This is a genomic window from Flavobacteriaceae bacterium HL-DH10 (assembly GCA_031826515.1).
Taxonomy (GTDB): Bacteria; Bacteroidota; Bacteroidia; order Flavobacteriales; family Flavobacteriaceae; genus Thalassobellus; species Thalassobellus suaedae.
Map to the genome: position 1 here is coordinate 1,941,175 of CP134536.1, position 22,385 is coordinate 1,963,559.

General features: G+C 31.3%; 22 protein-coding genes and 1 tRNA gene. 9 read left to right on the forward strand and 14 right to left on the reverse strand.

The genetic code is table 11. The features are described 5' to 3' along the window. The first annotated feature begins 35 nt into the window (after positions 1–35). Entirely contained in the window at positions 36–1,244 is a 1,209-nt protein-coding gene (odhB, locus tag RHP49_08485; protein WNH14276.1) for a 2-oxoglutarate dehydrogenase complex dihydrolipoyllysine-residue succinyltransferase, read from the forward strand. A 468-nt stretch (positions 1,245–1,712) separates the two neighbouring features. On the opposite strand, the gene RHP49_08490 is transcribed toward odhB, so the two are convergent. Then, positions 1,713–2,345, reverse strand: coding sequence for a response regulator transcription factor (locus RHP49_08490; protein ID WNH14277.1), 633 nt, complete (start codon positions 2,343–2,345; stop codon positions 1,713–1,715). 40 nt (positions 2,346–2,385) lie between these two features. After that, a complete protein-coding gene (locus tag RHP49_08495; protein ID WNH14278.1) occupies positions 2,386–2,826 on the reverse strand; it encodes a retropepsin-like aspartic protease in 441 nt (146 codons plus the stop codon). Between the two features lie 82 nt (positions 2,827–2,908). Between RHP49_08495 and RHP49_08500 the strand changes: the two genes are divergently transcribed. From RHP49_08500 to RHP49_08535, 8 genes are all read left to right on the forward strand, one after another. Further along, on the forward strand, positions 2,909–3,676 hold the full coding sequence (locus tag RHP49_08500; protein ID WNH14279.1) for a TatD family hydrolase: 768 nt from the start codon (positions 2,909–2,911) through the stop codon (positions 3,674–3,676). Between the two features lie 4 nt (positions 3,677–3,680). Next, positions 3,681–4,712, forward strand: a complete 1,032-nt coding sequence (locus RHP49_08505; protein WNH14280.1) for an asparaginase — start codon at positions 3,681–3,683, stop codon at positions 4,710–4,712. Between the two features lie 76 nt (positions 4,713–4,788). After that, positions 4,789–4,876, forward strand: a tRNA-Ser gene (locus tag RHP49_08510). Positions 4,877–4,951: 75 nt separating this feature from the next. Continuing rightward, positions 4,952–5,725, forward strand: coding sequence for a MotA/TolQ/ExbB proton channel family protein (locus RHP49_08515; protein WNH14281.1), 774 nt, complete (start codon positions 4,952–4,954; stop codon positions 5,723–5,725). 116 nt (positions 5,726–5,841) lie between these two features. After that, complete coding sequence (locus RHP49_08520; GenBank protein WNH14282.1) at positions 5,842–6,276, forward strand: hypothetical protein; 435 nt, start codon at positions 5,842–5,844, stop codon at positions 6,274–6,276. A 1-nt stretch (position 6,277) separates the two neighbouring features. Beyond that, positions 6,278–6,883, forward strand: a complete 606-nt coding sequence (locus RHP49_08525; GenBank protein ID WNH14283.1) for a biopolymer transporter ExbD — start codon at positions 6,278–6,280, stop codon at positions 6,881–6,883. A 31-nt stretch (positions 6,884–6,914) separates the two neighbouring features. Next, positions 6,915–7,388 (forward strand): biopolymer transporter ExbD, encoded by a 474-nt coding sequence (locus RHP49_08530; GenBank protein ID WNH14284.1) that lies wholly within the window; start codon positions 6,915–6,917, stop codon positions 7,386–7,388. 107 nt (positions 7,389–7,495) lie between these two features. Further along, complete coding sequence (locus RHP49_08535; GenBank protein WNH14285.1) at positions 7,496–8,188, forward strand: porin family protein; 693 nt, start codon at positions 7,496–7,498, stop codon at positions 8,186–8,188. On the opposite strand, the gene RHP49_08540 is transcribed toward RHP49_08535, so the two are convergent. From RHP49_08540 to RHP49_08595, 12 genes are all read right to left on the reverse strand, one after another. Next, complete coding sequence (locus tag RHP49_08540; protein ID WNH14286.1) at positions 8,183–8,602, reverse strand: hypothetical protein; 420 nt, start codon at positions 8,600–8,602, stop codon at positions 8,183–8,185. The genes RHP49_08535 and RHP49_08540 overlap by 6 nt on opposite strands. Positions 8,603–8,787: 185 nt before the next feature. Beyond that, positions 8,788–10,245 carry an RNA polymerase factor sigma-54 gene (gene rpoN / locus RHP49_08545; protein ID WNH14287.1) on the reverse strand — a complete coding sequence of 486 codons (1,458 nt, stop codon included), beginning with the start codon at positions 10,243–10,245 and terminating at the stop codon, positions 8,788–8,790. Positions 10,246–10,330: 85 nt separating this feature from the next. Further along, the gene (gene asnS / locus RHP49_08550) at positions 10,331–11,764 is read right to left on the reverse strand and encodes an asparagine--tRNA ligase (GenBank protein ID WNH14288.1); all 1,434 of its coding nucleotides are present in this window, start codon (positions 11,762–11,764) and stop codon (positions 10,331–10,333) included. 116 nt (positions 11,765–11,880) lie between these two features. Then, positions 11,881–14,286 (reverse strand): MMPL family transporter, encoded by a 2,406-nt coding sequence (locus tag RHP49_08555; protein ID WNH14289.1) that lies wholly within the window; start codon positions 14,284–14,286, stop codon positions 11,881–11,883. A 47-nt stretch (positions 14,287–14,333) separates the two neighbouring features. Next, positions 14,334–15,605, reverse strand: coding sequence for a DUF5686 family protein (locus tag RHP49_08560; protein WNH14290.1), 1,272 nt, complete (start codon positions 15,603–15,605; stop codon positions 14,334–14,336). 55 nt (positions 15,606–15,660) lie between these two features. Next, positions 15,661–16,218 carry a ribosome recycling factor gene (gene frr, locus RHP49_08565; GenBank protein ID WNH14291.1) on the reverse strand — a complete coding sequence of 186 codons (558 nt, stop codon included), beginning with the start codon at positions 16,216–16,218 and terminating at the stop codon, positions 15,661–15,663. Positions 16,219–16,263: 45 nt separating this feature from the next. Continuing rightward, positions 16,264–16,971 carry a UMP kinase gene (gene pyrH, locus RHP49_08570; protein ID WNH14402.1) on the reverse strand — a complete coding sequence of 236 codons (708 nt, stop codon included), beginning with the start codon at positions 16,969–16,971 and terminating at the stop codon, positions 16,264–16,266. Between the two features lie 166 nt (positions 16,972–17,137). Next, positions 17,138–18,112 carry a translation elongation factor Ts gene (gene tsf / locus RHP49_08575; protein ID WNH14292.1) on the reverse strand — a complete coding sequence of 325 codons (975 nt, stop codon included), beginning with the start codon at positions 18,110–18,112 and terminating at the stop codon, positions 17,138–17,140. A gap of 85 nt (positions 18,113–18,197) precedes the next feature. Continuing rightward, positions 18,198–18,974 carry a 30S ribosomal protein S2 gene (gene rpsB, locus RHP49_08580; GenBank protein ID WNH14293.1) on the reverse strand — a complete coding sequence of 259 codons (777 nt, stop codon included), beginning with the start codon at positions 18,972–18,974 and terminating at the stop codon, positions 18,198–18,200. Between the two features lie 188 nt (positions 18,975–19,162). Next, complete coding sequence (gene rpsI, locus RHP49_08585; GenBank protein WNH14294.1) at positions 19,163–19,549, reverse strand: 30S ribosomal protein S9; 387 nt, start codon at positions 19,547–19,549, stop codon at positions 19,163–19,165. Beyond that, positions 19,549–20,004, reverse strand: coding sequence for a 50S ribosomal protein L13 (gene rplM / locus RHP49_08590; protein WNH14295.1), 456 nt, complete (start codon positions 20,002–20,004; stop codon positions 19,549–19,551). Before rplM ends, rpsI begins: the two co-directional genes overlap by 1 nt. A gap of 206 nt (positions 20,005–20,210) precedes the next feature. Continuing rightward, entirely contained in the window at positions 20,211–22,190 is a 1,980-nt protein-coding gene (locus tag RHP49_08595) for a heavy metal translocating P-type ATPase (GenBank protein WNH14296.1), read from the reverse strand. Positions 22,191–22,385: the final 195 nt, after the last annotated feature.

Below are 22,385 nucleotides of genomic sequence, written 5' to 3' on the forward strand. Positions count from 1 at the left end.
AAAAAAGAAAATCAATTAAAATAAAATTATAAAAAATGATTTTAGAAATGAAAGTGCCTTCACCAGGCGAGTCTATTACAGAAGTAGAAATAGCAACATGGCTAGTAGAGGATGGAGATTATGTAGAAAAAGATCAAGCCATTGCTGAGGTAGATAGTGATAAAGCAACACTTGAATTACCTGCGGAAGCTAGTGGAATTATTACACTCAAAGCTGAAGAAGGTGATGCTGTAGCTGTTGGTGCTATAGTATGTTTAATTGATACAAGTGCGGAAAAACCAGAAGGAGATGCTCCAAAAGTTGAAAAACAAGAAGAAGCACCAAAGGTTGAAGCTCCTAAAGCTGCTGAGCCAGAAGCTAAAACGTATGCTACAGGTTCTGCAAGTCCTGCTGCAAAGAAGATTTTAGCAGAAAAAGGTATGGATACTGCTTCAATTTCTGGAACAGGAAAAGACGGTAGAGTTACTAAAGATGATGCTATAAATGCGATTCCTTCTATGGGAACTCCAACAGGAGGGAATAGAGGAACTTCTAGAAGTAAAATGTCTATGTTACGTCGTAAAGTAGCAGAGCGTTTAGTTGAAGTTAAGAATACAACAGCTATGTTAACTACTTTTAATGAAGTTGATATGTCTCCTATTTTTGCGTTACGTAATGAATATAAAGAAACCTTTAAAGCAAAGCATGGTGTTGGTTTAGGGTTTATGAGTTTCTTTACCCTCGCAGTTGTTAGGGCTTTAGAAATGTATCCAGCAGTAAACTCTATGATTGATGGAAAAGAAATGCTGACTTATGATTTTTGTGATATTAGTATAGCTGTTTCTGGACCAAAAGGACTTATGGTACCAGTTATTAGAAATGCTGAAAACCTAAGTTTTAGAGGTGTAGAATCTGAAGTAAAACGTTTAGCACTTCGTGCTAGAGATGGTCAAATTACAGTTGATGAAATGACAGGAGGAACCTTTACTATTACAAATGGAGGTGTTTTTGGAAGTATGTTATCTACACCAATTATAAACCCGCCACAAAGTGGTATTTTAGGAATGCATAATATTGTAGAGCGTCCTGTTGCTATTGATGGAAAAGTTGAAATACGTCCTATTATGTATGTAGCTTTATCTTATGATCATAGAATAATTGATGGAAAAGAAAGTGTAGGCTTTTTAGTGGCTGTAAAAGAAGCCTTAGAAAATCCAACAGAATTATTAATGAATAATGATGTTAAAAAGGCTTTAGAGCTTTAGTCTACAAAAATAATTTTATAAAAATAGCTGCCATTTTGGTGGCTATTTTTTTTATTAACAGTCTATATTATATTAATAATAACATTAATTGATATAATAACAATTACTAATATACCTAATCCAATTGCAAGGTATTTTTCTAGAGTACTATTGTTTTTTTTCATAGTTTGGGCTTATAAATAGGTTTCTTTTTGATTTATACAAGTTTAAACTCTATGCTATTAGAGCACAGGGTAATTTGATAATGCCTTTTTTAATGAATTAATTAATAGTACTGTAAAAGTATATTGTAATAAGGATATATAAAATAAGTACATATACGTATTTTATATAATGGAAGTTTATAAAAAGCGAAAACTCTAAATCATAACAATTTAGAGTTTTCTATAATTCTCCCTAAGAACTAATTAATAGCACTGTAAATGTATAGGATATAAATGTGAAAAAAAATACGCACTTCTACGTATTTTATAAATGAGTTTTATTAACGTTTGCCCAAATAGAAAGTGACGTAGGTTTATTATCTAAGCAAAGTTTAGCTACAATATTGCTTCTATGTTTGTCTACAGTACGTATAGAAATATTTAGTTCTTCAGCAATGTCTTGGCTGGTTTTATTTTCAGAAATAAGTTTTGTTATTTTTAGTTCAGATTTAGTTAATAAGTCCAAGCCTTTTGGTTTTTCATTATAACCATTATGTTTTAAAAAGGAGCCAATTTCTTCACTAAAATAAGGTCTATTATTAAGAACATTGTCAATACAAGTTTCAATTTCTTCAATAGCAAAATCTTTTAAAATATAGCCATAAACATTATAGGCTTTAGCTTTATCATATAATTCTTCTTCTTTATCAAAAGTGATGAGGATAATTTTGGTTGAAAGGTTGTTTTTTTGACAAGCCTCAGCAATTTCTAAGCCTGTTTTCTGCGGCATTCTTATATCAAGAATAGCAATTTCTGGCTTTAATTTTACTATAAGGTTATAAGCACTATTTCCATCGGAAGCGCTTCCAACTATATTAAAGTTTTTAGAAGATAAAAAATCTGTTAAGCCTCGTAACATTAAAGGGTGGTCGTCTGCAATTACAATTGAGGTATTCATTAGTTAGGGATAAATGCTATTAATAGATGATTATAATTAGTTATAATTTTAAATATAGAAATTTCTTTTCGTAATCGATAATGGCTTTTCCTTTTTTCAAAATATCTGCGCCAATAATACCGTCTACAGGTTTTGAATTATGATTAATTAAAGCTGTATTTACATGGCTAAGGTTAAATAAAACTAAAACAACTTTATCGTTTTTCCATTTTCCTATTTTAACTTTATTTTTTTTAGACATTTTAGTGTCCATGTCGGTTGCTCCAGCTCCTGCAGCTTTAATTTCAGAATCTTTAACTTTTAGATTGAAAGTTTCAATGGCTTCAAAGCCAACACACGAACTTGATGCTCCTGTATCTAAAATGAATAAACCTTTATGTCCATTTATTGTTGCTTTAATTTCAAAATGGTTGGTTTGTGTTAAATGTAATTTTACTTTAGTGTAGCCTTTGTCAAGAAGAAATTGTTGAAGCTTTGCCATAAATTGATTTTAAACAAATATAATGATGTAAAAACAATTATTTTTACAAAATAATAGAAGTAAAAATTTAAAACTTTAATATTTGATAGTTACAGACACGCATACCCATTTATATAGCGAAGCTTTTGATGAAGATAGAAACGACATGATAAATCGAGCCATGCAACAAGGCGTGTCTAGGTTTTTTATTCCAGCCATTGATTCTACTTATACTACATCTATGCTTCAACTAGAACAAGATTATCCAAACAATGTTTTCTTAATGATGGGTTTACATCCTACACATGTAAAAGATAATTATAAAGAGGAATTAAAACATGTAGAAGAGATGCTTGCAAGTCGAAAATTTTATGCTGTTGGTGAAATTGGTATAGATTTATATTGGGATAAATCGACATTAGAAATTCAGCAAGAAGCATTTAAATATCAAATACAATTAGCAAAACAATATAAATTACCAATTAATATTCATTGCAGAGAGGCATTCGATGAAATATTTGAAGTTTTAGAAAGTGAAAAAAGTGATGATTTATTCGGAATATTTCATTGTTTTACAGGAAACTTGGAGCAAGCACATCGGGCTATTTCTTATAATATGAAATTAGGTATTGGAGGTGTGGCAACTTTTAAAAATGGAAAGATTGATCAGTTTCTAAATCAAATAGATTTAAAACATATTGTATTAGAGACCGATTCACCATATTTAGCACCTGTACCATATAGAGGTAAACGAAATGAGAGTCTATATATATTAAAGGTGTTAGAGAAATTATCTATCCTATATAATATAACTCCAGAAGAAGTTGCAAATATTACAACTCAAAATTCGAAAGAGGTTTTTAAAGTTTAGAAATATGAAAAAATCAAAAGCGAACATATTACTTATATACACAGGTGGTACTATAGGTATGATTAAGGATTTTAAAACAAGTACGTTAAAAGCTTTCGATTTTAAAACTCTTTTAGAGAAAATACCAGAGTTACAGTTGTTAGATTGTAATATAGATACAGTTTCATTTAAGAAACCTATAGATTCTAGTAATATGAAACCCGAATATTGGGTGCAAATAGTTGATATAATAGAAGATAATTATAGTGATTTTGATGGTTTTGTGGTACTTCACGGAAGTGATACCATGAGTTATACCGCTTCTGCATTAAGTTTTATGTTAGAAAATTTAGCAAAACCTGTCGTGTTTACAGGTTCACAATTGCCTATTGGAGATTTGCGTACCGATGCCAAGGAGAATTTAATAACTTCTATTCAGGTAGCGTCATTAAAACATGAAAACAAACCTTTAATTAAAGAAGTGTGTTTATATTTTGAATATAAATTATATCGCGCCAATAGAACTACAAAAATTAATGCAGAAGATTTTCAAGCTTTTGCCTCCTTTAATTATCCAGATTTAGCAGAATCAGGAGTGCACTTAAAGATTAATAACAAATATTTATTCAAACCTGATTTGAATAAAACTTTAATAGTTCATAAAAAATTAGATAATAATATAGCCCTTATAAAACTGTTTCCGGGCATTTCAGAGGTAATAGTTAGTGGAATTATTAATTCTCCTAAGCTAAAAGCTGTAATTATTGAAACTTTCGGGTCTGGAAATTGTACTACTGAAAAATGGTTTGTTGAGATACTAACAGAAGCAATTTTAAAAGGGATATACATTATTAATATAACACAATGCTCTGGTGGTAGTGTTATGATGGGACACTATGAGACTAGTAATCAGTTAAAAGAGATTGGTGTTATATCAGGAAAGGACATTACTACTGAAGCTGCAATTGGAAAGCTAATGTTTATGTTAGGGCAAAATATTTCAAGTATAAAATTTAAAAATATCTTTGAAAAACCCCTTAGAGGAGAAATGTCTTAAATTTAACTGATAAAATTTTAGCCTTTAAACTTTTTTTCGTTATTTCATACCCTGTAATTTAACTTAGATTAAATACAGAGAGGTGGCCGAGTGGTCGAAGGCGCACGCCTGGAAAGTGTGTATACCTCAAAAGGGTATCGAGGGTTCGAATCCCTTCCTCTCTGCTGTTATTTTTTACTTTTAATTACTTTATTTTTTATATCTTTAACACTTTAACTAATAAAATTAAGATCGAGAACATGAAAAGATTATTTTCTATCCTTGCTATCGCTGGAATGATGGCATTCGGAACTGCTAATGCAACTACAAACACAAGCACTAGTGCAGCAGTAACAACTGTAACAACAACTACTCAAGAGCCTGACGCAGCAGCAGCTGAAGATTTAGGATTTCATCAAGAATTAAAAAAGCGTTTTATTGAAGGTGGCCCAGGATTTATGGGAATAGTACTTTTATGTTTAATTCTAGGTTTAGCAATCGCTATTGAAAGAATTATCTTTTTAAACCTTTCTACAACAAATTCAAAAAAATTAACTCAATCTGTTGAAGATGCATTATCATCTGGTGGTGTTGAAGCTGCAAAAGAAGTTTGTAGAAACACAAAAGGACCTATTGCTTCTATTTTCTATCAAGGTTTAGATAGAGTTGATGAAGGTGTAGAAGCTGCTGAAAAAGCTGTTGTAGCTTACGGTGGTGTACAAATGGGACAATTAGAAAAGAATGTATCTTGGATTTCTTTATTTATAGCATTAGCGCCAATGCTTGGTTTCATGGGTACTGTAATTGGTATGATTCAAGCATTTGATAAAATTGAAGCAGCTGGAGATATGAACCCTTCATTAGTGGCGGGTGGTATTAAAGTAGCACTTTTAACAACAGTATTTGGTCTAGTTGTTGCAATTATACTTCAAATTTTTTACAATTATATTATTGCTAAAATAGATAGCATTGTTAATGATATGGAAGATTCTTCTATTACATTAATGGACTTGTTAATTAGAAACAAGAAGTAATAATTTAAAATTGTAAGTATTATGAAATGAGCCATGTCAATTTAAGGTTATAATGAACTTAAAATGATTATTGGCGAATTACATCTGACTTATTTAACACAATAAAATTTAAACAGATGAAAAAAATATTAACCATATTATTAGCAGTTGTAGGTATACTTTCTATAGTATTTCTAGCTATGATAATATCAGCAGGAGATGAAGCGATAAAAGCTGGAGAATCTAGTGGATCTGTAAATACGTTTATGTATATTGGATATATTGTTTTCTTTTTAACTTTAGCTTTTGTAGTTATTTTTAGTTTGAAAAACATATTCTCTGATGGAGATAAACTTAAAAGTACATTAAAAGGACTTGGTGTATTTGCTCTACTATCAGCGATTTGTTATTTTGGATTAGCTAATGGAGTAGAAACACCATTAAAGGATGGTGGATCGTTATCAGCAAGCGGCTCTCAATTATTAGGAGCAGGACTATGGTTGTTCTATCTACTTCTTTTAATAGCAGGAGGCTCTATGTTGTTTTTCGGAATTAAAAAAATGGCAAAATAATATGGCAAAAAGAGCAGCACCGGAAGTTAATGCAGGCTCAATGGCCGACATTGCTTTCTTACTATTAATCTTTTTCTTAGTTACAACTACTATAGAAAAGGATTCTGGTATAAACCGAAAATTACCACCTATTGATGATTCAGAACAAGATGTTATTATAAAACAGAAAAATATTTTTACTGTTTTATTAAATAAGAATGACCAATTGTTAGTAGAAGATGAGAACATGGAACTTAAAGATTTAAGAGCAGCAGCTGTTGAATTTTTAGATAATAATGGAGATGGTTCTTGTAGTTTTTGTCAAGGGAAGAAAAACTCTTCTTCATCTGATAATCCAACAAAAGCAATTATTTCGTTAGCGAATGATAGAGAAACTTCTTATTCAGCATACATATCTGTACAAAATGAATTAGTTGCAGCTTATAATGTATTAAGAAATAGATTGGCACTTCAATTAGGACCTAAAAAAGGGTTTCCAGGCATGGATTTTGTTCAAATGCAAGAAAACTATAAAAGTGTTCAATGGCCTGGAAATAAGGATAAGTTGAAAGCTGTTATTGATCAAATTAAAGAATTGATTCCTCAGAAACTATCGGAAGTACAATAGGTAATTTAGAATTAAATAAATAGAGATTAATATGTCTAAATTTAAAAAGAAAAAGGATGGAGGATTAGCTCCAATTAACACAGCATCATTACCAGATATTGTATTTATGTTATTATTCTTTTTTATGGTTGCAACCGTAATGAGAGAAGATACACTTATGATTAAAAATGCTTTGCCTTTAGCTAACCAAATAGAGAAACTTGATAAAAAGAATCCTGTTAGTTATATATATATTGGAAGGCCTAGTGATAACTATAAGAAATTTGGTACAGCAGCGAGAATACAGTTAAATGATAAGTTTGCTGATGTTAGCGAAGTAGCTGCTTTTATAGGAGCAGAAAGGGCTGCACTAAGAGAAGAACTTATTCCATTTTTAACGGTATCTTTAAAAGTAGATAAAGATGCTAATATGGGTATTGTTGGTGATGTTAAGCAAGAACTAAGAAAGGTTAATGCATTAAAAATTAACTACACAACAGGTAGTGGTGATGCATTGAATAATTAAGTAAAATAATCTTAATTTGTTAATAAAAAAGGGCATTCTTAAATAGAATGCCCTTTTTTATTAAGTTATATATTTGAGTATTTATATTATATTAAAATCTAGTTTAGATGAAAAGATTATTTGTTTTTATAAGTATTATGTTCTTTGTACAAAAAATAGATGCACAAGAGCAAGTAAATAAAATAATTGATTCACTTTATAAAGAAGATCAGTTTTATATTGGTGTAACGAATAATTTATTTGGAAATAAGCCAGCAGATTTATCTCAAAGTGGTTTTTCTAGTGGTTTTCATTTAGGTTTTATTAAAGATATGCCTATCAATAACAATAGAAATGTTGCTATTGGTATTGGTATGGGATATTCTGTTAATTCTTTTAATGAAAACTTACTTATTAGTAAAGATAATTTAGGAGCGGTATCTTACACTATTTTAGATGATGATAAAACATATACTAAAAATAAGTTTTCTAGGCATTTACTTGAACTACCTTTAGAATTTAGATGGCGTACCTCAACACCATCAGAATATAATTTTTGGCGTATTTATACAGGTTTTAAGTTTAGTTATATGTTTGCGCATACCACTAAATATATAGGAGATTTAGGCAGTTTTAAATATACAGATATTGAGGATTTTAATAAGTTTCAGTATGCTTTAACATTAAGTGCAGGTTACAATACTTGGAATATTTACATGTATTATGCTTTAAATTCTATTTTTTCTAATAATGTTAATGTTGATGGACAGTCATTAAACATGAATGCTATAAAAATTGGTTTAATGTTTTATATTCTATAACCAATAGGGGACTAATATAAGTTGTGGAATTAGACCAACAAATAAACCCATAATTAATTCTTTGTAGGTATGCGCTTTTAAATGTAATCTAGACGTTGCAACAGCTCCAATTGCAATCATCATTAAAGCTAAAGCACCATTAATATTGATGCTAAAGTGAATACTTAAAGCTAAAAAAAACATAAAGACTCCAGATACAGAAATCATATGTATACTTGCTTTAAACTTAAATACAGCAAGCAGTAAACAGGTCATTGTAGAAATTAATATACCAACAAAAAAATAGTAAAGTTCAATAACTTGTGTTGGAGTTAAAATACGCTTTATTACAATAAGAATAACAATGCAATTTAATGCTAGCGGGTAGATACGTTCATTAGTGCTTTTTAAGTAAATAGAGTTTACCTTTCCCAATGTTTTGAGCAAAAAATAGAGTAGTATAGGTAGGATTATGGTAAGTATAACAAGAGAAACTATTTTTGCGTGTATAATTTCACTAGGTATATATCTAGGCGATTTTGAAAAATAAAAAAGGACACCTAAAAGGGGCATTAATAATGGATGCAAGATATACGATATGCATTTTAAAAGCCAATTCATCATATTTTTTTACGTAACCTAGCTACTGGGATATCTTGTTGTTCTCTGTATTTCGCAACTGTACGTCGTGCTATAGGATATCCTTTTTCTTTCAAAATAGAAGCTAATGTTTCGTCTGTTAATGGTTTTTTTTTGTCTTCTTCTTCAATAACGGTTTCTAATATTTTTTTAATTTCTCTTGTTGAAACATCTTCACCTTGATCATTTTTCATGGATTCTGAAAAGAATTCTTTTATCAGTTTTGTTCCATAAGGTGTGTCAACATATTTACTATTTGCAACTCTTGATACTGTAGAAACATCCATAGAAATTTCATCTGCAATATCTTTAAGGATCATCGGTTTTAAATTGCGTTCATCTCCTGTTAAAAAGTACTCTTTTTGGTAGTGCATAATAGCACTCATTGTAATAAATAAAGTTTGTTGACGTTGTTTTATGGCTTCAATAAACCACTTAGCGGCATCTAGTTTTTGCTTTATAAAACTAACTGCGTCTTTTTGTGATTTCGATTTGTCTTTAGATTCTTTATAGCCATTAAGCATGTTGTTATATTCTCTAGAGACATGAAGCTCTGGAGCATTTCTTCCGTTTAATGTTAGTTCTAATTCGCCATCAACAATTTTTATAGCAAAATCAGGAACCACATGTTCAACAATTCTATTGTTTCCAGCGTAAGAGCCACCTGGTTTTGGGTTTAAATGTTCAATATTTGAAATAGCATCTTTTAATTGAACTTCTGAAATATTAAATTTCTGAAGTAATTTTTGATAGTGTTTTTTAGTGAATTGTTCAAATGCATTATCAATAATATTAATTGCTAATAGACAATCTGGTGTTTTTTCTTTTCGGTGTAACTGAATGCTTAAACATTCTTGTAAGTTTCTAGCACCAACACCAGCAGGATCTAGCTGATGAACAATTTTTAAAACTTTTTCAATGCTTTCTTCTGTGGTATAAACGTTTTGTGTGAACGCTAAATCGTCCATTATATCACTTAACTCACGACGTATATAACCACTTTCATCAATACTACCAACTAAAAATTCGGCAATATCTCGTTCTTCATCAGACAGTCTATAGGTGTTTAATTGATTTATTAGGTGTTGGGTAAAAGATGTACCAGCGGCATAAGGCATCGTTTTTTCCTCATCATCACTACTATAATTATTTGCTTGCGTACGATAATCAGGGATTTCATCATCACTTAAATATTCATCAACATTAATATCGTCTGCATTTATACTTTCGTTATCATTAAAATCATCAGTATTGTCTAAGTCAGAATCATACTCATTTTCAATATCTTCTTTACCACTTTCAAGAGCTGGATTTTCTTCTAACTCTTGTTTTAAACGCTGTTCAAATGCTTGTGTAGGCAACTGTATCAATTTCATTAATTGAATTTGTTGCGGTGATAGTTTTTGCGATAATTTAAATTGTAAATATTGCTTAAGCATGTTCGAATTATGGTTGTTTCTCAAAGATAAAAAAAGGAATTAGCTTACCAAAGTTGTGCCAACTTTCCTTTTTTATGAAAATTGACTAAAATTGTGCATTTTGAGGTGTTCTTGGAAAAGGAATAACATCTCTAATATTACTCATTCCTGTAGCAAACATAACCAAACGCTCAAAACCAAGCCCAAAACCAGAATGTACTGCGGTACCAAATTTACGTAAATCTAAATACCACCAAAGGTCTTCTTCAGGGATATTAATAGCGGCCATTTTTTCTTTTAAGATATCTAAGCGCTCTTCTCGTTGTGCACCACCTACAATTTCGCCAATTCCAGGAAATAAAATATCCATGGCTCTAACCGTTTTGCCATCTTCATTTAAACGCATATAAAAAGCTTTTATGTTTGCGGGATAATCAAATAAAATAACTGGACATTTAAAATGTTTTTCAACTAAAAAACGTTCGTGTTCACTCTGTAAATCACAGCCCCATTCATTAATTAAATATTTGAATTTTTTCTTTTTATTAGGCTTGCTGTTTCTTAAAATATCTATAGCTTCAGTATAGCTAACACGTTTAAAGTTATTTTCTGTAATGAAATTTAATTTTTCAATTAAACTTAAATCACTACGTTCAGCCTGAGGTTTTGTCTTTTCTTCGTCTAATAAGCGATTATTTAAAAACTCTAAATCTTCAGGGTTATTTTCTAAAATATAGGATATTACATATTTAAGAAAATCTTCAGCTAAATCCATATTACCAGCTAAATCCATAAAAGCAACTTCAGGTTCTATCATCCAAAACTCTGCTAAATGACGTGAGGTATTGGAGTTTTCTGCTCTAAAAGTAGGTCCGAATGTATAGACCTTACCCAATGACATCGCGTAGGTTTCTGCTTCTAATTGACCAGATACGGTTAAGTTGGTTTCTTTTCCGAAGAAATCTTTAGAGTAATCAACATTACCTTCATCATTTAAGGGTGGATTTTTAGCATCTAAACAAGAAACTTTAAACATTTCTCCTGCGCCTTCAGCATCACTCCCAGTAATAATTGGAGAGTGCATATAGTAGAATCCGTTCTCGTTAAAATATTTATGTATAGCAAATGATAATGCAGATCTTAAACGCATTACGGCACTAAAAGTATTTGTTCTAGTACGTAAATGAGCGTTTTCTCTTAAAAACTCAAAGGAGTGTTTTTTTGGTTGAATAGGATACGTTTCAGGATCTGAATCGCCTAAAATTTCTAAGTAATTTACTTGTATTTCAACTTTCTGACCTTTGCCTTGGCTTTCAACCAATTCGCCTTTAATATGAATTGCTGCTCCTGTTGTAACTCTTTTTAAAAGTGCTTCATCAAAATTTTCAAAATCTAAAACACATTGTATATTATTAATTGTTGAACCGTCATTTAAAGCTATAAATCGATTAGCTCTAAAAGTTCGAACCCATCCTTTAATTTCTATTTCAGGTAAAATAATGTTTTGTGTTAATAATTCAGAAACGGAACGTAATTGCATAAATACTTGTTTTGAAATGTAAATATAACGGTTTAAATTATTAAAATTGAAATTATAAATCGTAAAAATTTGATGTAATTTGTTTTATTTAACATAATTAGGTTCTAATCTGTAATTTATATGTTAAAATTCTGTTCTTCTATATCATCCTCTTCAGGAATGATATTAATAGATGGTTTTCTTAGTACTTCTTTATTGGCAATACTACGCTCTAATGATAATAAAAGAGAAGGAAGTAATAATAGGTTAGATAACATTGCAAATAGTAACGTTGCCGAAACTAAAGCTCCTAATGCAACTGTACCCCCAAAGCTTGAGATTGTAAATACTGAAAAACCAAAGAAAAGTACTATTGAAGTATAAAACATACTTACTCCTGTTTCTCGTAAAGCCCCATAAACAGATGTTTTAATTTTCCAGTTATTAGCCTGTAATTCTTGTCTATATTTTGCTAAAAAGTGAATAGTATCATCTACTGAAATGCCAAATGCAATACTAAATACCAATATAGTTGAAGGTTTTATAGGTACTCCTAAATAACCCATTAAACCAGCCGTTATAACTAATGGTAATAAGTTAGGAATAAGAGAAACTATAATCATACGAGCAGACCTAAACATATAAGCCATAAAAATTGAGATTAAAATTATGGCAAGGGATAACGAAATTGCTAAGTTTTTAACTAAGTATTTAGTTCCTTTTTGAAATACTAAAGCTTTTCCAGTTATCGTAATATTGTATTTTTCTTTAGGGAATACTTTGTCTATTTTAGTTTGAAGATTTTCTTCAATACGTTCCATTTTATCTGTGCCAATATCTTTCATAAAAGTCGTGATACGAGCATATTGTCCAGTTTTATCTACAAAATTATTAAGCAAGTCTACATTTGAAGTTGAATTTTTAGCATACGATAAAATAAAACTGTTTTCTTGAGACGTTGGTAATTGATAAAATTTAGGATTTCCGTTATAGTATGCTTGCTTAGAATATTTAACTAAACTTACAACAGATATTGGTTTAGATAATTCTGGTGTTTCAATAATTAAATCTTCTAATTCATTCATGCGTTTTAGCGTAGAAAGCTTCATAACCCCTTTTTTACGCTTTGTATCAACCATGATTTCTAAAGGCATAATACCATTAAACTCATTTTCAAAAAAACGAATATCATTCACAAATTCTGATTCTTGCGGCATATCTTCAATTAAACTGCCCGATATTTTTATTTGATAAATGCCAATAATACTAACAACAAGAAGTATAAGTGAAGTAGCATAAATAGCAATACGTTTTTTACGAACCATCCATTCCATCCAATTAACAAATCCACCAATCCACTTTTTATTTAAATGTTCTAAATGTCTATCCTTAGGATATGGTAGAAACGTATAAATGATAGGTATAATTAATAAACAAAGGATGAAAATGGCTAGAATACTAAGTGATGCTACAACTCCAAATTCTTTTAGCAATGAGCTTTCCGTTAGAATAAAAGTAGCAAAGCCTGATGCCGTAGTAACATTGGTCATTAATGTAGCATTTCCAATTTTTGTAATAACGCGTTGTAATGATTTTACTTTATTCCCATGCAATTTAACTTCATGCTGATATTTATTAATTAAAAAGATGCAATTAGGAATACCTATTACAATAATTAATGGAGGGATGAGTGCCGTTAATACACTTACTTCGTATCTTAATAAACCAATGATTCCTAAAGTCCAGGCAACTCCTATACAAACAACAATTAAAGAAATAATAGTTGCTCTAAATGACCTAAAAAAGAAAAAGAAAATTAAAGAGGTTACCAACAATGCCGCAAAAACAAAAAGGTTTATTTCCTTAATAATATTCTGCGAATTTAAAGTTCTTATATAGGGCATACCAGAAACTCTAACATCTAAATTATATTTAGCCTCAAAAGCTTCAATGTTTGGTATTAAAATATTAACAACAAAGTCTTTTCTAGCAGAAGTGTTTACGATATCTTTATTTAAATATATGGCACTTCTAATTGTTTTTGTTTCTTTATTGAATAAAAAGTTATCGTAAAAAGGATACTTGTTAAAAAGTTCGTTTTGAAGTGTTTCAATTTGCTTAATTGTAGATATTGAGTCTTTAATAAACGGTTCTAAAGCAAATTTCTCGTTTTCAGTATCTTTTACTAGTTTTTGTAGATCTTTTATAGATATAACAGATTCTACAGCAGTATCATTTTTAAAGCTATTGGATAATTTATTCCAAGCATTTAATTTTTCTACAGAAAATAAAGTGCTGTCTTTTACACCAATTACAATTAAGTTTCCTTCCTCACCAAACTTTTGTAAAAAGTCATTATAGATTCTGTTTACCTCATGGTCATCAGGGAGTAAATTAGCCTCCGTATAGGTAAAACGCATATATTTCCATTGCGTACTAAAAAGTAAAGTAGCTATAACTATACCAATAAGAATGATTATTTTATTACGTAAAATCAATCTTGCTGTAACGTCCCAAAAGTCTTTTGAAAAAAGTTTAAACATGCCTTATATAAAAGATGGGCAAAGTTAGAAAAAAGCACCGTATTACCTCATAAAGAGACGTTAAATGTAAATTTAAAAGCAACATTATCTCCAAATTCAGGTAAGTGATATGCACCATATCGATATGTGAAGCTTAATCCGAAGCCAAATAGCAATTTATTAATTTCAAATCCAGATTCTGTATACCCTTTTTTTAAGGAACCAAAGGTAATATTTTGGTGTCTTTCAGGTTTTTTTATGTCACCAATTGCATAACGTGTTATTATAACAAGTTGTGGTTTATATCGTTTTGAAACATGAAAAGGTTTTAGGTAATGCTTTACTTGAAGCGTTGCAAATTTATCAGAAAAGAACTCATTAAAGAACATGGTTTCAAAACTATTTAGTCCAGCTACAGAGAAACGTTGTAAAATAGTTTCCTTATTGATATTGTTTGGATAAGCGTGATATAAATGAGTTAGAGGTGTATTTCCGTTTGTTATTCCAGAAACCAATGTGATTTCTGATAAACCATTATCTTTTGTTCCTATTTGATGAATGGTTCTAAAATCTAATTTCGAAAAACCAAAGTCACTTTTAAATACATCTTTAAAGCTTTTTGTATACTGAAGTGTGAATTTGGGAAATCCTTCTTTAGTTTCTTTGATACCGCCCTGTGAAGTTTGATAATTACTAAATGGGCTCCATTGAAGCGCTATTTTTGCAATGCTTAAATCGAAATTTTCAAATGTGTTGCCATCAAAATTAAAACTGTAGTTGTAAGTAGGGTCTATTTTAGTTAAGGCAAGTTGGGTTTCTGTTAATAAATGAGGTGTTAACTGATGCTCTAAATCTATAGATTTTGTAATATGTTTATGAAATAAATCAATATTTAATAAGCGCGGTTCAAAGAATTGAAAAAATCGTTTGTCTGTTAAAAATTTCGTGCTACCTGTTTCTTGTAAATCATCAGTATAAGAAAAATTAAGCCAAGTATTTGTTTTTTCTGCTATTCTAAAGCCACCACCAATGCTATATTTAAAACGGTCGTCTCCAAATCCATAAACTACATAACTATTAACTCGGTATTTTTTAGAGAAAGCATCATTAGTAATCCCACCAATCCCTGTTCTAAGCGCTTCGTATTGATTATATTTAATTAAATATCTTAAGTCGAAGTTGAAGTATTTAGTTGGAAGGTATCCATTACCAAGATGTTTAAGAAACTCACTTTTTGTGATAGAATCTTGTGTTATTTCATTAATGTTTTTTGCATGTGCTTGACTATAGGTTAGCGCATGACAAAGAACAAATAAAAAAAGAAAACAATGCTTTAACATTTGCTTAATGGAATAGGGTTTATAAAAAAAAGCGACATTTTAGTCGCTTTTCAAATTATACTGTCATGATTTCTTTTTCTTTAATATCGAAAATGTCGTCAACCTTTTTAACGTACTTATCTGTCATTTGTTGCACATCAATTTCGGCATTCTTTTTTAAGTCTTCAGAAACATCTTCATTTTTCTTGATGTCGTTATTAGCGTCTTTTCTTGCTGTTCTTATACTTATTTTAGCATCTTCAGTTTCAGCTTTTGCCTGTTTTGCTAAATCGCGTCTGCGTTCTTCGGTTAAAGGTGGTACATTAATAATGATAGTGTCTCCGTTATTCATTGGGTTAAAACCAAGATTTGCATAAGCAATACCGCGTTCAATTTCTTGTAACATGTTTTTTTCCCAAGGTTGTACAGTAATTGTTCTACCATCTGGTGTGTTTACATTTGCGACTTGACTTAGTGGTGTTTGAGATCCGTAATAATCTACCATAACACTCCCAAGCATTGCAGGACTTGCTTTTCCTGCTCTAATGTTAGTCAATTGTTTTTCTAAATGCTTAATAGCATTATCCATTGCTTCTTTAGTGCTATCTAATATAAATTGTATGTCTTCGTTCATTGTTTTAAACTTTAAGTTCGATAAATACAAAAATTACGCCAAATGTTATACGTTTACTTCGGTTCCTATATTTTCTCCAGAAACGACTTTAAGTAAATTACCTTTTTTGTTCATATCAAAAACAATAATAGGTAATTCGTTTTCTTGACTTAAGGTAAAAGCTGTTGTATCCATTACTTTTAAGCCTTTTCGTAAAACATCATCAAAAGTTATGAAATTAAATTTTATAGCTTTATCATCTTTTTCAGGATCGGCATTATAAATACCATCTACACGGGTGCCTTTTAAAATAACATCGGCTTCAATTTCTATGGCACGTAAAACAGCTGCAGAATCAGTTGTAAAATAAGGATTTCCTGTTCCTCCTCCAAAAATTACAACCCGCCCTTTTTCTAAATGACGCATGGCTTTTCTTCTAATGAAAGGTTCTGCAACTTCATTAATTTTAATAGCTGTTTGTAGTCTTGTTGGCATTCCTGCATCTTCTAAAGCGCCTTGTAGAGCTAAACCATTTATAACGGTAGCGAGCATGCCCATGTGGTCTCCTTGTACACGATCCATGCCTTTACTCGCACCAGCAACACCTCTAAAAATATTACCACCACCAATAACTATGGCAACTTCTATACCTTTGTCGGTAATTGTTTTTATGTCTTGTGCATATTCTGCTAATCGTTCTGGGTCTATACCATATTGGCGAGTTCCCATTAAGGCTTCACCAGATAGTTTAAGGAGTATTCTTTTATATTTCATTTGTTCTTTATGAGGTGTCCACAGTTGTGGAAACAAAAGTTTAGCAAAGCTACATAAATTTTTTATTTTTTGAATTTATATAAATTGCGAATTTGTATATAAAAAAGCCACCATTCTTTTAGAATAGTGGCTTTGTATTAAAAGGATCTTGCTTTCGCAGGAATTATTATCCTAAAGTAACACGTTTAAAACCTGTTAAAGTAACATCTCCGTAAGATGCTACGTATTTAGCAACATCGATTTTTTCGTCTTTAATAAACTTTTGATCTAATAAACATTGTTCTTGATCTAAAGTTGTGTTATCTGAAATATAACGATCCATTTTACCTGGTAAAATTTTATCCCAAATTTGTTCTGGTTTACCTTCAGCTTTTAATTCTGCTTTTGCAGCTTCTTCAGCTTTTGCAAGTACGTCAGGAGTTAATTGAGCCATAGAAATATATTGAGGTACATTTTTAAGCGTTTTACCTAAACGACCTAGTTCAATATTATCTTTTTCTATAACAGCAATTCTTGCTTCAGTTTCTGATGCGATATATGCAGGATCAAAATCTTTATAAGATAATGTAGTTGCACCCATTGATGCAATTTGCATAGCAACATCTTTAGCTAAAGTTTCAGCGTTATCTACTTTTGCAGATAAACCAACTAAAGCAGCAATTTTATTAATGTGTACATAAGTTCCAACGTAAGGAGCTTCTAATTTTTCAAAAGCGTTGATTTCTAATTTTTCACCAACAACTCCAGTTTGCTCGATTAATTTATCGGCAACTGTCATACCACCAAAATCAGCAGCTAAAAAAGCTTCTTTAGATTCGTGGTTTAAAGCGATATCTGCTAATTGATTAGCTAAAGCTAAAAAGTTTTCGTTTTTACCAACAAAATCAGTTTCACAACCTAATACAATAGCAACACCAGCAGTGTTGTCTGCATTTACTTTAGACACAGCTGCACCTTCGCTAGACTCACGGTCAGCTCTTTTTGCAGCTACTTTTTGACCTTTTTTACGTAAAACCTCAATAGCTTTATCGAAGTCTCCTTCAGCTTCAACTAAAGCTTTTTTGCAGTCCATCATACCTGCACCAGTAGCTTGTCTTAATTTATTTACTTCAGCCGCTGTAATTTTTACTGTAGTACTCATAGTTATTATAATTTAAAAAAGTCGTTCAATATATTTTCAATAAAGAAAAGAACTAAACGACTTATTTGTGTTGTATTAATGTTATTTATTCTTCTTCTTCAGCAACAGCTTTTTTAGCTGGAGCAGCTTTAGCTTTAGGAGCTTCTTCTTTTGAAGATTCAGCTGCGTCTTTTTCAGCTTTACGTTCTGCTAATCCTTCAGATACTGCAGATGTTACGTGAGATAAAATTTTATCAATTGATTTAGAAGCATCATCGTTTGCAGGTATTACATAATCAACTTGACGTGGGTCAGAGTTGGTATCAACCATTGCAAAAATAGGAATGTTTAATTTTTGAGCTTCTTTAATCGCGATGTGCTCACGTTTAATATCTACAACAAATAAAGCACCTGGTAAACGTGTCATGTCTACTATAGAACCTAAGTTTTTTTCTAACTTAGCTCTTAAACGATCAACTTGTAAACGTTCTTTTTTAGATAATGTTAAGAAAGTACCATCTTTCTTCATTCTATCAATAGAAGCCATTTTTTTAACAGCTTTTCTAATAGTAACAAAGTTAGTTAGCATACCACCTGGCCATCTTTCAGTGATGTAAGGCATGTTGATTTCTCCTGCTTTTTCAGCAACGATATCTTTTGCTTGTTTTTTTGTTGCAACGAATAATATTTTACGTCCAGAAGCTGCAATTTTTGCAAGTGCTGCACCTGCTTCATCAATTTTAGCTGCTGTTTTGTAAAGGTTTATAATATGGATGCCGTTACGCTCCATATATACGTAAGGAGCCATGTTTGGATCCCACTTACGTGTAAGGTGACCGAAGTGTACACCTGCTTCAAGTAATTCTTTTACTTCTACTGCCATTTTGTAATAGTTTACGTTCTGTTGAATTAGCAATAATTAAGTGGTCATTTTTAAAATTCGCCTTAACTATTTAGATGCTAAACTAAATCCTGCTTTTACACTAGGACAACATTAACTTGTTTAAATTTTGTTTTATTTGAAAATGATAAAGGATACTGTTTAACAGATCCTGAACCAAGTTCAGGATATTAACGTTTAGAGAATTGGAATTTCTTACGCGCTTTTTTCTGACCGAATTTTTTACGCTCCACCATTCTTGGATCTCTTGTTAATAAACCTTCTGGTTTTAATGTTAATCTGTTCTCAGCATCAACTTCGCACATAGCACGAGAAATTGCTAAACGAACAGCTTCTGCTTGACCAGTAATACCACCTCCATATACATTTACTGTAATATCAAAGTTGCTGTCATTGTTAGTCATAACTAAAGGTTGTTTTACTTTGTACTGTAAAGTAGCAGTAGTAAAATAATTAGCTAAGTCTTTTTTATTAATCGTAATGTTTCCTTTTCCTGGAGAAACATAAGCACGAGCAACAGCCGTCTTTCTACGGCCAATTTTGTGAATTACATCCATTATTTGAATTCGTTTAAGTTTATTGTTTTTGGTTTTTGAGCAGCATGTTTGTGCTCTGTACCAACAACAACTGTTAGATTACGGAATAAATCTGCACCTAATTTATTTTTAGGTAACATTCCTTTAACTGATTTTTCTACTAATCTTGCAGGATCTTTTCCATACAATTCAGTAGCTGATAAACTTCTTTGACCACCTGGATAACCTGTGTGACGAATGTACGTTTTATCGTTCCATTTGTTTCCAGTTAAGTTGATTTTTTCAGAGTTAATAACAATTACGTTATCTCCGCAATCAACGTGTGGTGTGAAGCTAGGCTTGTGTTTACCTCTTAAAAGTATTGCTACTTTAGAAGCTAAACGACCCAAAGATTGACCTTCAGCATCAACTAAAACCCACTGCTTATCTACAGTTGCTTTATTGGCTGAAATGGTTTTGTAGCTTAATGTGTCCACGTTTTTAATTTATTTTTATTAAACATTCCTCTCTCAAAAAGAGTTTGCAAATGTACGATAATCTGATTGATTACCAAATAGTAACGCAGTAATTTTTTGATAGGTTTGTCAATATCTTTTTGAATATTAAAATTCCTTGATTATTAGTATGTTGTTTGTTGTACAATGCTCTTTTAAGTCTCGTTTTTAGAAATGACTTTTATTCTTTATTTTGAAGGGGTGTAGCTCAATAATCGTAAAGCATTTAAAACGACGACTAAAGTTGAGCCTTCGTGTCCAATTACAGCTAATCCAAGAACTATAGTGCCCGTAATAGTTAATGGTACAAGAATGGCTACCATACCTAAACTGATAACTAAATTTTGTTTTATTATATGTTTTGCTTTTCTACTTAAACCAATTGCGAATGGGAGGTTATCTAGTTTATCTGCCAACAAAGCAATATCTGCTGTTTCTAAAGCAACATCTGAGCCTGCTGCTCCCATTGCAATACCAACGGTGCTTTTTACCATGGCAGGAGCATCATTAACACCATCACCTACCATGGCTACAGTGCCAACTTCTTTTTTTAATTTTTCGATAGCATTTACTTTTTCTTCTGGTAGTAAACTACCTAATGGATCGGTAATACCAATTTTTTTGGCAATGGCATCAGCTACCTTTTGATTGTCTCCCGTTAACATAATCATTTTTTTTATGCCCATTTTTTTTAAAGCAGAAAGTGTAGAAGCAGCTTCTGGACGAGAAATATCCATTACAGAGATAATGCCTAAATAGGTGTTATCTTGATAAACAATCATAGAGGTATGCCCATTAGATTCAAGTTCTGTCATTTTTTCATGAATCTCGGTAGGCACTTTTTTTTCTGTTAATTCTTCAAAGAGTCTACGATTACCAATATGAACTGTAGTGCCATCCCATTGGGCTTGAATACCTCGAGCAGTTAATGATGTTATATTTTCTGCAGGTAAAATTGTGATGTCTCCAAGCTCTTTTTCAGCGCCTTGAACAATAGCATCTGCAAGTGGGTGGTCGCTCAATTTTTCTACAGCTATTGCTGCTTTAAGTAACTGTTCTTTGGTATTTTTGCCAAAAGGAATGGCATGAGTAAGTGTTGGCTTGCCTTGAGTGAGCGTTCCTGTTTTGTCAAATGCAATAGCATGCACGCTACCCAAATCTTCTAATGGACGCCCGCCTTTTATTAAAACACCTTGACGCGCTGCTCTAGCAATACCTGCCAGTACGGCACTTGGCGTTGAGATGGCTAAAGCGCAAGGGGAAGCGGCAATTAAAACAGACATCGCTCTATAAAAACTTTCTTGGAAAGTTTCATCGATAACTAAAAACCCAAAACATAGTAAAAATACCAGACCCAAAACTAAAGGGACATAATTTTTTTCAAATTTATCTGTTAGTTGTTGTGTTGGTGATTTTTGAGTTTCAGCTTCTTTAACTAAGTTGATTAATCTAGATAGCGTACTGTCTTTAGATTGTTTTAAAACCTTCACTTCTAAGAGACCATTACCATTAATGGTTCCAGCAAACACACGATGTTCAGAGGCTATTTTTGTAAGGTTGCTTTCATCTTTCCATTTTTCCGATGGATATTTATCAACAGGAACACTTTCACCTGTAATAGGAGCTTGATTAACGGCGCTTGTTCCTTTTGTAATAACGCCGTCTGCCGCAATTTTAGAATTTGGTTTTATTATAATAATATCACCCAGTTCCAACTTTTCAATAGAAATTTCAGTTACAATACCATTCCTTCTTACTATTGCCATGGGTGGTGTTAAGTCTGAAAGCGCAGCAATTGATTTTCTTGCTCGTTTCATGGCATAATGCTCTAAGGCATGACCTAAACTAAATAAAAAAAGCAGTAAAGTACCTTCACCATATTTCCCCAAAGCTGTGGCGCCTAAAGCGGCAAAAAGCATTAAAAAATCTATTTGAAACTTTCCTTTTAGTATGTCTTTTCTTGCGCTAATAAGAGTAAAATAGGCTCCAAAAAGTCCGCCAATGATAAAGAAAATAATAGGTGTAATTTCAGGAACGCTGGAAATAAATGAAAAGGCAACACCTAAAATCCAAAAGCTTCCACTTGTTATTGCAAAATAAAGTTCGGTGTTTTCTCCAAAGAACTTAATATATTTAGGAACATAATCGTGGTCTTCCTGTTTTGCCATTTTGCTATTTAAATTTCTAAAAGTTCTATAATTTTATACTTTATAACATCATTTTATTTAAGGTATAGAACCTATTAGATTGTGAAAAAATCTAACATATAAAAATACGCTATTTTTGATTTAGAAACATTCTATTTTATAGGGTTGAATACTTTTCAATTTAGGATTTTTGAAAATGATTTTCTTATGAATTTA

What these genes read in the sequence shown, in the direction of transcription:
- RHP49_08560 (WNH14290.1), bottom strand. Translation starts at nt 15,605, where the DNA reads ATGTTAAAGCATTGTTTTCTTTTTTTATTTGTTCTTTGTCATGCGCTA.
- odhB (WNH14276.1), top strand. Translation starts at nt 36, where the DNA reads ATGATTTTAGAAATGAAAGTGCCTTCACCAGGCGAGTCTATTACAGAA.
- RHP49_08520 (WNH14282.1), top strand. Translation starts at nt 5,842, where the DNA reads ATGAAAAAAATATTAACCATATTATTAGCAGTTGTAGGTATACTTTCT.
- RHP49_08525 (WNH14283.1), top strand. Translation starts at nt 6,278, where the DNA reads ATGGCAAAAAGAGCAGCACCGGAAGTTAATGCAGGCTCAATGGCCGAC.
- rpoN (WNH14287.1), bottom strand. Translation starts at nt 10,245, where the DNA reads ATGCTTAAGCAATATTTACAATTTAAATTATCGCAAAAACTATCACCG.
- frr (WNH14291.1), bottom strand. Translation starts at nt 16,218, where the DNA reads ATGAACGAAGACATACAATTTATATTAGATAGCACTAAAGAAGCAATG.
- RHP49_08555 (WNH14289.1), bottom strand. Translation starts at nt 14,286, where the DNA reads ATGTTTAAACTTTTTTCAAAAGACTTTTGGGACGTTACAGCAAGATTG.
- tsf (WNH14292.1), bottom strand. Translation starts at nt 18,112, where the DNA reads ATGAGTACTACAGTAAAAATTACAGCGGCTGAAGTAAATAAATTAAGA.
- RHP49_08505 (WNH14280.1), top strand. Translation starts at nt 3,681, where the DNA reads ATGAAAAAATCAAAAGCGAACATATTACTTATATACACAGGTGGTACT.
- RHP49_08535 (WNH14285.1), top strand. Translation starts at nt 7,496, where the DNA reads ATGAAAAGATTATTTGTTTTTATAAGTATTATGTTCTTTGTACAAAAA.
- rpsB (WNH14293.1), bottom strand. Translation starts at nt 18,974, where the DNA reads ATGGCAGTAGAAGTAAAAGAATTACTTGAAGCAGGTGTACACTTCGGT.
- RHP49_08495 (WNH14278.1), bottom strand. Translation starts at nt 2,826, where the DNA reads ATGGCAAAGCTTCAACAATTTCTTCTTGACAAAGGCTACACTAAAGTA.
- RHP49_08595 (WNH14296.1), bottom strand. Translation starts at nt 22,190, where the DNA reads ATGGCAAAACAGGAAGACCACGATTATGTTCCTAAATATATTAAGTTC.
- rpsI (WNH14294.1), bottom strand. Translation starts at nt 19,549, where the DNA reads ATGGATGTAATTCACAAAATTGGCCGTAGAAAGACGGCTGTTGCTCGT.
- asnS (WNH14288.1), bottom strand. Translation starts at nt 11,764, where the DNA reads ATGCAATTACGTTCCGTTTCTGAATTATTAACACAAAACATTATTTTA.
- RHP49_08530 (WNH14284.1), top strand. Translation starts at nt 6,915, where the DNA reads ATGTCTAAATTTAAAAAGAAAAAGGATGGAGGATTAGCTCCAATTAAC.
- pyrH (WNH14402.1), bottom strand. Translation starts at nt 16,971, where the DNA reads ATGAAATATAAAAGAATACTCCTTAAACTATCTGGTGAAGCCTTAATG.
- RHP49_08515 (WNH14281.1), top strand. Translation starts at nt 4,952, where the DNA reads ATGAAAAGATTATTTTCTATCCTTGCTATCGCTGGAATGATGGCATTC.
- RHP49_08490 (WNH14277.1), bottom strand. Translation starts at nt 2,345, where the DNA reads ATGAATACCTCAATTGTAATTGCAGACGACCACCCTTTAATGTTACGA.